Genomic DNA, 12,647 nt, shown 5'->3' with positions numbered 1-12,647 from the left:
CCCCGGATGGCGAGGGTGTGCGGATCGTCGGGCCCGATCCCCTCGGTGGCCTCGGCCTCGGCGAGCAGCCGCGCCAGTTCCCGGTCGGTCTCGGCGGGATCGCCCGGCCGGAACCAGATCAGGCTGCGCCGGGTGGCGAGGACCTGCGGGTGGCCGGGCCCGTGCACGCGCAGCCGGTCCGTGAGGAGCTCCTCCAACTGGCGGGCCGCCGCGCGGGGATCGCCCGCCTCCCCGGTGAAGTACGCCAGCTGGTGGCGGGCCGCGAGGGTGTCCGGATGGTCGGGCCCCAGTACCTCGGTGGCGTCGGCGAGCAGCTCCGTGAACCTGGACACCGCCGCCCGGAGGTTCCCGGACTCACCGACGAAGAAGGCCAATTGGTGGCGTGCGGCCAGTGTGTCGGGGTGCCGGGGGCCGAGCCGGTCGGCGCGGCGGCGGGAGATCCCGGCGAGGTCGGCGGCGGCCCGGTGGGGCTTCCCGGAGTCCCCGATCGCGATGGCCAGCGGGAGTTCGGCGCCGGGGACACCGCCGCGCGAGGCCAGGTCCAGGGCTTCGACGGCTCGCGCGAGGCGGCCCTCCTGATGGGCGACGAGGCCCATGTCGTAGGCGTCGGCGGGTTCCACCCGGGCCAGCAGCCCGCTCCACAGGTGATCGGGGACCGGGCCGTGGCCCGGCGCGTTCAGCAGGTAGTCGAACGCGGTGAATCCGGCGCCGTAGTTGCCGATCAGCAGCCCGCTCGTGGCGTAGGCGGCCGCGCAGGCCCAGTCCATCGCCTCCGCGAAGGGTTCGGGCTGGAGGTCGCCGCCGCCCCTGGCCGCCAGGTACGGGGCGTGCAGCTCGCGCAGCCACTCGCGGCTCACGGGGCGGCGCAGTCCGGCCCGGCGGCAGTCCACGGCCGCCGCGACCACGGCGGCGCCGCGCGGATTGGCCCCCGGGGCCCACCCGTTCTCCCAGGACGCCAGCAGTTCGGGACCGGCCGCGAGCACTTCGGCGACCCCGAACCGCTCCCCCGCACGCAGCGCCGCCCCGATCCGGGGATCGTCCTGGTGCGCCGCGGCCCTGTGGCGCTCCCGGGCGGACCAGTGCCGGGGCAGCCGGATGACGGCGGCCTGATGGAGCAGATCGCGCTGGGCCCGCCAGGCGTCCCGGTCGGAGCCGGTGAGCCGGCTCTCCTCGCGGGCGTCGTAGCGCCGGTACTCCTGGACCCTGATCGTCGCGATCGTCACGGCCGTTTCCAGGGTGGCCAGTTGGGCGGCGGTGAGGCCGCCCGCGCCGAGGTAGTCCTCCAGGTCGTCCAGCCACAGCACGGCGTGCCGTCGCCGCGCCGCGATCCGTACGGCCTCGGGCAGTGCGGCGCGGGAGAGCGGGCGGACGAAGGCGTGCCGCGGGTAGCGGGTGCGGGCCACCTCGTAGGCGAGCCGGGTCTTGCCCGCCGTGGACTCCCCCACCACCAGAACGAACCGGGCCCGCTCCAGGGCGGACCGCAGCCTCGGTTCGGCGTCGCGCTCGATGTACGCGGGCGGCTCGCCCGGGGCCTCGGCCGGGTGGACTCCGGCCAGTTCGGGCCGGTCCACTTCGCGCAGCAGCGGGATGCGGCCGCGCGCCGTGCGCAGCACCTCCCCGGCGGTCCGGGGACCGGTGTCCTCCTCGGGCCGCATCCGGTCGGCCGCCAGCCCGGACAGTGCGGCGACGGCCGCGCCGATGCCGGCGGCCCAGGGCCCCGAGGTCCATACCGTGGCCAGCGCCACGGCGCCCGCGCCGAGCCCGACCGCACCGAGGTATCCGACCCAGCCCCGCGCCCGGCCGGATCCCCGTAAGAGCAACGCCGACATGCCGCCCCAACACGTCCCGTGGGAGCACCATTGTCACCCCGTACCCGGATCCGGCTACCCCAACGACCGGACCCGGGCTGGATGTTCGTCAGGTGACCTCAGCGGGTGACCTCAGTAGGTGACGAGGATCCGGCGGGCCGGGCCGTCCACCCGGACGCGGCCCCCGACGGGGATCACGACCTGCGGGTCGGTGTGGCCGAGGTCCACGTCGAACACCGCCAGGGTGTCGGGCGCGTACGCGCGCAGGGCCCGCAGGACGGCCTCGCGCTGCTCGAGGCGGTGACGGGCCCGCTCCTCGGGCCCGAACCGGTTCTCGAAGGACCAGCTCTTCGCCCGGCCCATGAGCAGGGCCGGGAACTGCCGCAGCAGTCCGCGCTCGCCCATGCAGCGCAGGATGCGGTAGACCTCCTCGGCCCGCGGCATCTCCTCCGAGGTCTCCAGGAAGAGCACGTCGCCGGCACGGTCCTCGAGGGGGCGCGCCACGCGGTCGGCCATCAGCAGCCAGGACAGGATCTCCAGGTTGCCGCCCCAGGCGGGGCCCTCGACCACCCGGTCGCCCTGGTGCCAGAACCAGCCGTCGGAGGGTTCGAGTCCGGGTTCGGCATCGAAGGTGCGCGGGTCGTCCCAGGGGCCGTTGACGTCGCCGCTGGCCGGGGCCGGGGTGAGCTCGTACTCCCCCGGGGTGAACAGCGCCGCCCGCAGGGAGTCCTCCGTCCGCGGGTGCATCGCGCCGGGCCGGCCGAGCTCGACCATCACCGAGCCGCCGTGGTAGGCGACCATCCCCAAGTCCCGGAGGAACAGGAGCAGGTTGGTGTTGTCGCTGTAGCCGAAGAAGGGCTTCGGGTTGGCGCGCAGCAGGTCCGCGTCGAGGTGCGGAACGACGGCGATCTGGTCCTCGCCGCCGATGCTGGCGATCACGGCCTTGATCTCGGGGTCGGCGAAGGCCGCGTGGATGTCGGCGGCCCGCTCCTCGGGCGTGGCGCCCATCGCGCGGGTCGTCGGGTACTCCACCGGCTTCAGCCCGAAGTCCTCTTCGAGCCTGCGCAGTCCGAGCTCGAAGGGCTGCGGGAAGAGCCCGGGCAGGCCGGCGGAAGGGGAGAGGACCGCTATGCGGTCGCCGGGGCGGGGCTTCGCGGGGTGAAGGGGTGCCGTCATCGGGTCAGAGTAGGAGCGCGGCGGCGGGCGCCGAACCGATTTTCCCGGGCCGTATCAGCTCCCCCGCAACCTCTGCGTGGGATACCCGGCCCGCCCCATCACTCCCCATCACTCCTCATCACTCCCTATCGCCCTCTCCCCTGGGGTAGGATTCGGCACTATGGAGAACGAGGGGCAGGAGCTGTACTCGGTCGGCGAGGTCGCCGAGCGGCTGGGGCTGCACGTGCGGACCGTCCGGAACTACGTCCGCGACGGCCGGCTGAAAGCCGTCCGGATCGGCAAGCAGTACCGGATCAGCCGGGAGGACTTCGAAGCCCTGACCCGCCTTCCGGCGGACACGACGACCGACACCGCCTCCGACGCCTCCCCGGGCGCACCGCGCCGGCACCTGGAGGTGTCGAGCATCGTGCAGATCGACGCGCTGGGCCCGGACGCGGCGAGCCGGCTCGCCACCCTGGTCACGGCGGCGGCGCAGTCCCCCCGCGACACCCCCGATCCGCTGCGCGTGCAGACCGTCTACGACAAGGAGCGGGCCCGTATGAAGATCGTGATCCTCGGCGACGCCGCCACCACCGCCGATCTGCTGCACCTGGTCGACGGCGCGCTCGGCCCGGGCAACGGCATGGGGGAGGCTCACCGTGGCTGACCTCCTGGTGGAACACCACGGCGTCCCGGTCCTGGTCTGCGCCGCCGACGGCCCGCCCGTCGCCACCGAACAGGACGCCCTCGACCAGCTGATCGGCGGAGCCTTCTACCGGACCGACCTGGTGGCCGTCCCGGCGGAGCGGTTCGACGACCGCTTCTTCGACCTCAGCACCGGCCTCGCCGGGGCGATCATGCAGAAGTTCGTGAACTACCGGGTCCGGCTCGTGGTCCTCGGAGACATCTCGCACCACCTGCGGGCGAGCTCGGCCCTGCCCGACCTCGTGCGGGAGTCGAACGAGGGACACCACATCTGGTTCCTGCCCGACCTCGACGCCCTGGCCGCCCGGCTCGCTCCGAACCCGGCTCCTGATTCATACTCCGGATAAGTGTTATCGGAGTCCCTCTCGACGGTCTCCCAGGTATTGGGCATCATCGACCGCCGGCACGGACAGGGACTTCACATGAGCACTCAGCACACGGCAGCGCTGGTCGCGGGGGCGCGCGCGGGCGATCCGCGGGCGCAGGACGAGCTGGTCAGCGCCTATCTGCCGCTCGTCTACAACATCGTCGGGCGGGCCCTGAACGGGTCCGTCGACGTGGACGACGTGGTGCAGGACACGATGCTGCGGGCGCTCGACGGGCTGGGCGGTCTGCGCGACGACACCAGCTTCCGCTCCTGGCTGGTGGCCATCGCCATGAACCGGGTCCGCGCCCACTGGCAAGCCCGCCGCAGCGCTCCCGGCGAGAGCGGTCTGGAGGCCGCCTGGGAGCTGGCCGACCCCGGCGCCGACTTCGTCGACCTGACCGTCGTACGGCTCAACCTGGAGGGCCAGCGCCGCGAGACGGCCCGCGCCACCCGCTGGCTGGAGCCCGACGACCGGGCCCTGCTGTCGCTGTGGTGGCTGGAATGCGCCGGGGAGCTGACGCGCGCGGAGATGGCGGCGGCACTGGAGCTGTCCCCGCAGCACGCGGCGGTACGGGTCCAGCGGATGAAGGCGCAGCTGGAGTCGGCCCGGGTGGTGGAGCGGGCCCTGGGCGCGCAGCCGCCCTGCGACAGCCTGCGGTCGGTGGCGGCGGGCTGGGACGGCGTGCCGTCGGTGCTGTGGCGCAAGCGAATAGCCCGGCACGCCCGCGAGTGCATGCGCTGCTCCGGGCTGTGGAGCGGCCTGCTCCCGGCCGAGGGACTGCTCGCCGGGCTGGCGCTGGTACCGGTCTCGGTGGCGCTGCTCGCCGCCGTGCGGTCGGCCGCGACGACCGGCTTCGCCCCTGTGGGCCACGCCACGGACAGCTGGGCGTACGCCCCTGACCAGGCGGGCGGCCCCGGACTGCCCGCCGGACCCGGCCACGACGCCGGTTCCGGCCACCCGGTCGACGGCGCGGGCTTCGGCGCCGACGCCCACGACGCAGCCACCCACCTCGCTCCGGCGGGCTCCCCCGGCACGGGCCGCGCCTCGCTGCGCAAGGACCGCCGGGCCCGCGGCCGCCGCCGGGTGGTCGGCGGTGCGGTGCTCGCCGCCTGTGTCGCGGGCGGTGGGCTGGCCTACCTGGTCACCCGGCCGGGTACGGCCGCGCCCGAGGTCCCGCCGGCCGCGCTCGTGGCCCCCGAGTCGGGGATCGCCTCGCCCTCGGAGTCGGCCTCGCCGAGCCCCTCCGCCAGTGCGAGCCCGTCGCCGTCCGCCTCCGCGAGCCCGAGCCCCAGCCCGACCCCCACGCCCACTGCGAAGCCGACCCCGAAGTCCACCCCGCCGAAGGCCCCGGCCCCCGCCCCGCCGAGCGGCACCGCGGCCCAGGTGATCGCGCTGGTCAACTCCGAGCGCGCGGCCGCCGGCTGCGGGCCGCTCAAGGAGGACGCGCAGCTGCGTACGGCCGCCCAGGGGCACTCCGACGACATGGCGGCCCGGGACTTCTTCTCGCACACCAACCCCGACGGGGCCGACCCGGGGAAGCGGACGACCGCGGCCGGATACCGCTGGTCCACCTACGGGGAGAACATCGCGATGGGGCAGCAGACCCCGGCGCAGGTCATGGACTCCTGGATGAAGAGCCAGGGGCACCGCGAGAACATCCTGAACTGCTCCTTCAAGGACATCGGCGTCGGCATCCACCAGGGCCCCGGCGGCCCGTGGTGGACCCAGAACTTCGGGGCCCGGATGTAACCGGGGCACGGCTCACCTCCCCGCCGCCCGCACACCACGCACACGATCTCCCCAACATGATTCAAAATCGGGGCAAGATAGGTGCTGGAAGCGAACGGGCAGATCACGGGGGAGGTGATGCGCATGGCCAGGCAGAAGCTCCGTCCGCACCAGCGTGAGGCCGTCGACGCCGTGGTGCGGGCGCTCGACCTTCCCGCCGGGCGCCGGGTCCCGCACACGGGGCTGCGCACCCAGGTCATCATGGCGACCGGTTCCGGCAAGTCGCTGGTGGCCGTGCACGCGGCCGACGAGCTGCGGGCCGGCCGGGTCCTCGTCCTGGTGCCCTCCCTCGACCTGCTCGTACAGACCGCGGCGGCCTGGCGCGAGGGCGGCCGGACCGGCCGGGCCTTCGCCGTGTGCTCCCTGCGCGGCGAGGACGCCGGGGTGCCCACCACCACCGACCCCGCCGAACTGGCCGGCTGGGCGGGCCCGCCCGTGGACCGGGTGACGGTGTTCGCCACGTACGCCTCGCTCGGCCTCGGCACCATCGAGCGCGCGCACCGGGAGGGGCTGCCCGGCTGGGACCTCGTGGTGGTCGACGAGGCGCACCGGACCTCCGGACGGATCGGCAAACCGTGGGCGGTGGTGCACGACAACACCCGGATCCCGGCCGTCCGCCGGCTGTACATGACGGCCACGCCGCGGGTCTGGCAGGACGGCGAGGAGGCCGAGTACCCGGAGGAGACCACCGGCGCCGGCGCCGCCGAGAAGGCGCGCGGCCGGGGCGATCTCGTCGCCTCGATGGAGGACGACGCGGCCGGCCCGTTCGGCGCGCGCTGCTACACGCTGACCCTCTCGGAGGCCATCGACCGGGGGATCTGCGCGCCGTACCGGGTGGTCTGCGTGGACGTCAGCGATCCGGACTTCCAGGCGGCCGTGCTGCTCGGCCCCGACGGGCGTTCCGACGCGGTGCGCGGGGTGCGGCTCGCCGCGCTGCAGACGGCGCTGGTCAAGGCGGCGGTGGACCAGGGGTTCCGGCGCACTCTCGTCTTCCACCACCTGACCAAGGAGGCCGAGGCGTTCGCGGCCGGACTCCCGGCGGTCGCCGCGCGGTTGCGCGCCACGAGCTGGAAACCGCGGCCGGTGTACCCCCGGACCGTCTGGGCGGACTGGCTGTGCGGTCAGCACACGGCGGCGCACCGGCGGCGGGTGCTGGGCGCGTTCGCGGACGACCGGGTCGCCGACAAGGCCTTCCTCGGCAGTGTCCGGGTGCTGGGCGAGGGCGTGGACACCAAGGAGTGCGACTCCGTCTTCTGGGCCGACGTACGGGGTTCCATGCCCGACCTGGTGCAGGCCGTCGGCCGGGCGCTGCGCATCCGGCCCGGGGAGGGCAAGGTCGCCTCCCTGGTGGTGCCGGTCCTGCTGGGGCCGGGCGAGTCCCCCGAGACGATGCTGACCTCACGGGCGTACGGGGACCTCGCGCGGCTGCTCGAAGCGCTGCGGGCGCACGACACCCGGCTCGTGGAATCGCTGGCGCAGCCGCAGGCCCCGAGCCGGCCCGCGGCCCGGGGTACGGCGGTGCAGTCGGTCGGCTCGGGGCTGCGCAGCGGAGCGGAGTCCCTGCTGAGCTTCTCCACGCCGCGCGACCCGGCGCTGCTGGCGGCCTTCATCCGGCTGCGCGTCCTGCACCCGGAGCACGAGCACTGGCGGCGGGGGGTGGAGGCGGCCCGGATCTACGCGGCGCGGGCCGGGGACCTGAAGGTGCCGTTCGTGTTCAAGGTGCCCGCCGGCCCGGAGACCGGGGAGACCGGCGCGGCCCGGGAGACCGGCGCGGCCGCGGAGGCCCGGACCGGTACGGCCGCGGAGACCGGAGAGACCGGGGAGGCCCCGCGGACCGGCGAGCCGTGGCCGCCCGGGCTCGCCCGGTTCCCGCTCGGCCAGTGGATCGCGGACGTGCGGCGCACGTACCGGCGCGGCGCGCTGGGCAGGGAGCGGGCGGCGCAGCTCGACGCACTGGGCATGGTGTGGAGCCATTTCGACGTGGCCTTCGAGGAGGGGCTGGCGGCGGCGGCCGGCTGGGCGGCCGAGCACGGGCACCTGCTGCCCCCGGTCGACGCCGTCTGGCGCGGCGCCCCGGTCGGGGTGTGGGTCAAGAACCAGCGGGCGGCGGCCCGTCGCGAGGGCCCGGGCGCCCTGCCCGAGGAGCGCCGGGAGGCTCTGGAGGCCATCGACCCGTCCTGGTGTCCGGCCTGGCCGATCTCCTGGCAGCGGGCCTTCCACCTGACCCGGGTCCACCTGGACGCGGGCGGCCGGCTCCCGTCGGGCCCCGGGGAGGCCGTCGTGCAGGGCGAGGACCTCGGGGTGTGGCTGCGCGGCCAGCGGCAGTCCTGGGACCGGCTGGCCTGGACCCAGCGCTGGCTGCTGGAACACACGCTCGGGGTGACCCCGGCCGAGGGCGCGGACCGGCCGAGGCAGCGCGTCGGCCACGCCGCCGCGTGGGCGGCCCATCTGGAGGCGGCCCGGCAGTTCCACGCGCGCGAGCGGCATCTGCGGGTGCCGCGCACGCACGTGGAGCGGGTCGGCGACCGGGAGCTGCGCCTGGGCTCCTGGATCGCCAACCAGCGCTCGCGCGCCGCTGCCCTCGACGAGGAACGGACGGCCGCCCTCACGGAGCTGGGCATGCGCTGGTCGGCGGCCGGCTGACGAGCCGCCCGGTCCCGAGCGGCTCCTGGACGAAGCTCCGGGCCGGCCCGTCGCGGCCGGAAGGGGTACGCGCGGGTACCCGCGTCAGTGGTGGAAGCCGGAGCGGGGTTCCGCGGCCGGTACGGGCGGCGGCGTCGCGGTCAGGTGCTCCACGGCCCGGCGCAGGTCCGAGACGAGCAGCGCGATCTGGTCCCGGGTCACCCCGTGGCGGATCAGGACCCGCTGGATGACCGTGTCCCCGCGGTCGGCGGGCAGCGGGTACGAGGGCACCTGCCAGCCGCGCATGCGCAGCCGGTCGGAGAGGTCGTAGAGGCTGAAGCCGGTGGCCGCCGGGTCGGTGAGCCGGTAGGAGACGGCGGGGAGCGCGCCCTCGCCGTCGTAGAGGAGGGTGAAGGGGCCCATGGCCTCGATCTCGCGGGCCAGGTACCGGGCGGTGTCGGCGCAGGCCTGCTGGACCCGGCGGTAGCCGCCCCTGCCCAGGCGCAGGAAGAGGTAGTACTGGGCGATGATCTCGCCGCCCGGGCGGGAGAAGTTGAGGGCGAAGGTGGGCATGTCCCCGCCGAGGTAGTCCACGGAGAAGACGAGGTCGGCCGGGAGCAGGTCGGCGGTGCGCCAGACGATCCAGCCGACCCCGAGCGGGGCGAGCCCGTACTTGTGGCCGGAGGTGTTGACGGAGGCCACGCGCGGCAGCCGGAAGTCCCAGACCACGTCGGGGTGGAGGAAGGGGGCGACGAAGCCGCCGCTGGCGGCGTCGACGTGGATCGGCACGTCCCAGCCGTGCTCGGCCTGGATCCGGTCGAGTGCGGCGGCGATCTCGGCGACCGGCTCGTAGACGCAGGTGTAGGTGACGCCGAGGATGGCGACGACGCCGATGGTGTTCTCGTCGACGTGGGCGGCGAGCTGTTCGGGGCGCAGTCCGGTGGCGCCCGGCTCCAGGGGGACCTGGCGGAGCTCGACGTCGAAGTAGCGGGCGAACTTCTCCCAGCAGATCTGGACGGGCCCGCACACCAGGTTGGGGCGGTCGGCGGGGAGTCCGGCGGCCCTGCGGCGCTCGCGCCAGCGCCACTTCAGGGCGAGGCCGCCGAGCATGGCGGCCTCGCTGGAGCCGGTGGTCGAGCAGCCGGTGCCGGTGGCTCCGGGCGGGGCGTTCCACAGGTCGGCCAGGATGTTGACGCAGCGGGCCTCGATCTCGGCGGTCTGCGGGTACTCGTCCTTGTCGATCATGTTCTTGTCGAGGCACTCGTTCATCAGCCGGTGGACCCCGTCGTCCGACCAGGTGGTGCAGAAGGTGGCGAGGTTCTGGGCGGCGTTGCCATCGAGGAGCAGCTCGTTGTGGAGGAGCTGGTAGACCACCTCGCTGGGCGAGTGGTCGTCGGGCATCCGGTACTTGGGGAGGATCTCGCCGCTGAGGGCGGAAGCGAACACGTCCGTCTCGGCGTCGCGGGAGCGTGCGTCCTTCGTCTCATGGAGGGCCATATCGGGACTCTAGTGGACAGATCATCATGAACTCGGCTGTAGGGGCTCACCGGTTGCCGACGCTGCTTCCGGCCGACTCCGAGGTGTGACCCTCTCCACGCCCTCCCGGTACGGCCGGAGGATTTACCGTCGAGTAGGGTTTTACCCATAGGTCTTCCCGTTCGGGCCACTGGAGCCGGTCCGGACGGGAAGATCATCCAATTAGTTCGATCGGCAACTTATCCGGGCATGTCCGGATAGCGGCCCCCTGTTCTCCGCGCCCTGATACCTCTCGGGCCATGAACAAGATCACCCGCCGTCAGGCATTGGGCACCACTGCCGGCGCACTCACCGTCCTCGGCCTGGCCGGTGCCACCGCGCACGCGGCCGTCACCGGATCCCGTACCACCGCACCCGCCACTCCCGCGGGCACCGTCGACGAGGTCTACCAGGGCCGTCGCATACGGATAACCCCCGCCTCGGGCGGTGGCGGCCACCACGGAGGCCACCACTCCTCCGGCGCGCCCACCGTCCTCATCGACGGCCGCGAACTGCACGTGATGCGGAACGCGGACGGCACCTGGATCAGCGTGGTCAACCACTACGAGACGTTCTCCGACACCCTTTCGCTCGCCCGCGCCGCCGTGCGCGAACTCCAGGGCGCCACCCTCGTCCCGATGGGCGGCATGTGATGACCATCCGCAAGAACCAGGCCTCGCTCACCACCGAGGAGAAGCGCGCCTTCGTCAACGCGCTCCTCGAGCTCAAGCGCACCGGCCGCTACGACCGCTTCGTCACCACCCACAACGGCTTCATCATGAGCGACACCGACTCGGGCGACCGGGTCGGCCACCGCTCCCCCTCCTTCCTGCCCTGGCACCGCCGGTTTCTGCTGGAGTTCGAGGCGGCTCTGCAGAGCGTGGACGCGAGCGTGGCCCTGCCTTACTGGGACTGGACGGCGGACCGCACGGCCCGCTCCTCGCTCTGGGCCGCCGACTTCCTCGGCGGCACCGGACGCGCCCGTGACGGGCAGGTCCTCGACGGGCCGTTCGCCTACGCGACGGGCAAGTGGGAGATAGCCGTCCGCGTGGACGGGCGCAACTACCTGCGGCGCGCGCTCGGCACGGGCGTGGCCCAGCTGCCGACCAAGGCCGAGGTGGACTCCGTCCTGGCGATGCCGGTGTACGACGCGGCGCCCTGGAACAGCTCCTCGAGCGGTTTCCGCAACAACCTGGAGGGCTGGCGCGGGGCCAACCTGCACAACCGGGTGCACGTGTGGGTCGGCGGCCAGATGGCCACCGGGGTCTCCCCCAACGACCCGGTGTTCTGGATGCACCACGCGTTCATCGACAAGCTGTGGGCCGACTGGCAGGCGCTGCACCCGAAGTCGCCGTACCTGCCCGCCGCCGGCACCCCGAACGTCGTGGACCTGAACGACACCATGCGGCCGTGGAACGACGTGACTCCCGCCGACATGCTGGACCACCGGAAGTTCTACACCTTCGACACCGAGCCGGCCCCGGTCCCGGCCGGAGCCGCCAGCCAGCGGTAGTGCAGTTCGGGGCGGCCGACCTGGCCGTACCGGGGGGCGCGGGCCGCGCGGCCCGTGTCCACCAGGTGCTCCAGGTACCGGCGGGCGGTGATCCGGGAGATCCCGGCCGCCTCGGCCGTCCCGGCCGCGGTCAGCCCTTCGGGGGCGGCCCGCAGCAGCGCGGCGACCCGTTCCAGGGTCGGCGCGCCGATCCCCTTGGGGAGTTCGGCCGGGCCGGGCGCGCGCAGGGCGGCCATGGCCCGGTCCACGTCGTCCTGGCCGGCCGCCTCGCCCGCCGCCGTCGCGCGGAACTCGGCGTAGCGCAGCAGCCGTTCGCGCAGGGTCGGGAAGGCGAAGGGCTTCAGTACGTACTGCACGACGCCGAGCGAGACGCTCTCGCGGACCACCCCCAGGTCCCTCGCCGAGGTCACCACGATCACGTCGGCGGGGTGCCCGGCGGCCCGCAGACCGCGTGCGAAGCGCAGCCCGTGGCCGTCGGGCAGGGTGAGGTCGAGCAGCAGCAGGTCGATCCGGGTCCGCTCCAGGACCCGGGTGGCCTCGGCGAGGGAGTGGACGGCCGCCACGGCCGTGAAACCGGGCACGCGCCCGACGTACAGCGCGTGCGCGTCGGCGGCGACCGGATCGTCCTCCACCACGAGGACCCGCACCTCGGCCGCGCTCACCGTGCCGTTCACCGGCCCGCCTCCCCGCGCACCGGCAGGCGTACGGTGAACCGCGCGCCCCCGTCCGGCAGTTGCTCGGCGTCCGCGGTGCCGCCGTGACGGTGGGCCACCTGCCGGACCAGCGCGAGGCCCAGGCCCCGCCCCTCGCCCTTGCCGGACCAGCCGCGGCGGAACACGTCCGCCCCCTCGGGGAGGCCGGGGCCGTTGTCGGCGACGCTGAGCAGCAGGCCGCGCCCGCGGTCACCGCCCCGGCCCTCCGGGTCTTCCGGGCCGTCCGGGTCTTCCGGGCCGTCCGGGTCTTCCGGGCCGTCCGGGTCTTCCGCGTCGATCGGGCGGACGGTGACGGCGATGCGGGCTCCCGGGACACCGGTGAGGGCGTCCACGGCGTTGTCGACGAGGTTGCCGAGGACGGTGACGAGGTCCCGGGCGGGCGGGCCGCCCGGCCCGGTGCCGATCGCGGCGCTGTCCGGGGTGACCACCAGCTCGACGCCCCGTTCGTGGGCCTGGGCCG

Annotated in this window: 11 protein-coding genes; 6 read left to right on the top strand and 5 right to left on the bottom strand. The window is 74.3% G+C overall.

Annotated elements, in window-relative coordinates; genetic code table 11:
- Both ACWGDE_RS27910 and ACWGDE_RS27905 read right to left on the bottom strand, forming a co-directional pair.
- A partial coding sequence (locus ACWGDE_RS27910) for a tetratricopeptide repeat protein (protein ID WP_453391793.1) occupies positions 1-1,829 on the bottom strand: 1,829 nt, incomplete at its 3' end.
- A 111-nt stretch (positions 1,830-1,940) separates the two neighbouring features.
- On the bottom strand, positions 1,941-2,984 hold the full coding sequence (locus ACWGDE_RS27905; protein WP_453391792.1) for a S66 family peptidase: 1,044 nt from the start codon (positions 2,982-2,984) through the stop codon (positions 1,941-1,943).
- Positions 2,985-3,144: 160 nt separating this feature from the next.
- Between ACWGDE_RS27905 and ACWGDE_RS27900 the strand changes: the two genes are divergently transcribed.
- The 4 genes from ACWGDE_RS27900 (at position 3,145) to ACWGDE_RS27885 (ending at position 8,467) form a co-directional block, all read left to right on the top strand.
- Complete coding sequence (locus tag ACWGDE_RS27900) at positions 3,145-3,630, top strand: helix-turn-helix domain-containing protein (RefSeq protein WP_453391791.1); 486 nt, start codon at positions 3,145-3,147, stop codon at positions 3,628-3,630.
- A complete protein-coding gene (locus ACWGDE_RS27895; protein ID WP_453391790.1) occupies positions 3,623-4,015 on the top strand; it encodes a DUF4180 domain-containing protein in 393 nt (130 codons plus the stop codon). Before ACWGDE_RS27900 ends, ACWGDE_RS27895 begins: the two co-directional genes overlap by 8 nt.
- 75 nt (positions 4,016-4,090) lie before the next feature.
- A complete protein-coding gene (locus ACWGDE_RS27890) occupies positions 4,091-5,785 on the top strand; it encodes a sigma-70 family RNA polymerase sigma factor (RefSeq protein WP_453391789.1) in 1,695 nt (564 codons plus the stop codon).
- A 123-nt stretch (positions 5,786-5,908) separates the two neighbouring features.
- Positions 5,909-8,467 carry a Helicase associated domain protein gene (locus ACWGDE_RS27885; protein ID WP_453391788.1) on the top strand — a complete coding sequence of 853 codons (2,559 nt, stop codon included), beginning with the start codon at positions 5,909-5,911 and terminating at the stop codon, positions 8,465-8,467.
- Between the two features lie 84 nt (positions 8,468-8,551).
- Here the strand turns inward: ACWGDE_RS27885 and ACWGDE_RS27880 are convergent, their stop codons facing one another.
- The gene (locus ACWGDE_RS27880) at positions 8,552-9,943 is read right to left on the bottom strand and encodes a glutamate decarboxylase (protein WP_453391787.1); all 1,392 of its coding nucleotides are present in this window, start codon (positions 9,941-9,943) and stop codon (positions 8,552-8,554) included.
- A 278-nt stretch (positions 9,944-10,221) separates the two neighbouring features.
- Here ACWGDE_RS27880 and melC1 point away from each other — a divergent pair, with 278 nt between their 5' ends.
- Together melC1 and melC2 are read left to right on the top strand one after the other, a co-directional pair.
- Positions 10,222-10,614, top strand: a complete 393-nt coding sequence (gene melC1 / locus ACWGDE_RS27875; RefSeq protein WP_453391786.1) for an apotyrosinase chaperone MelC1 — start codon at positions 10,222-10,224, stop codon at positions 10,612-10,614.
- A complete protein-coding gene (gene melC2, locus ACWGDE_RS27870; RefSeq protein WP_453391785.1) occupies positions 10,614-11,474 on the top strand; it encodes a tyrosinase MelC2 in 861 nt (286 codons plus the stop codon). The genes melC1 and melC2 overlap by 1 nt, the downstream gene beginning before the upstream one ends.
- Here melC2 and ACWGDE_RS27865 read toward each other — a convergent pair.
- Together ACWGDE_RS27865 and ACWGDE_RS27860 are read right to left on the bottom strand one after the other, a co-directional pair.
- Positions 11,417-12,148 (bottom strand): response regulator, encoded by a 732-nt coding sequence (locus ACWGDE_RS27865; protein WP_453391784.1) that lies wholly within the window; start codon positions 12,146-12,148, stop codon positions 11,417-11,419. The two genes, melC2 and ACWGDE_RS27865, sit on opposite strands and share 58 nt — an antisense overlap.
- Positions 12,145-12,647, bottom strand: a 503-nt coding sequence (locus tag ACWGDE_RS27860; protein ID WP_453391783.1) for a sensor histidine kinase, incomplete at its 5' end; no start/stop codon positions are given. The genes ACWGDE_RS27860 and ACWGDE_RS27865, both read right to left, overlap by 4 nt.

The organism is Streptomyces sp. NPDC054956, from assembly GCF_053609185.1.
The sequence above is the reverse complement of the archived record's forward strand: the minus strand, read 5'-3'. Positions and strand labels throughout refer to the sequence as shown.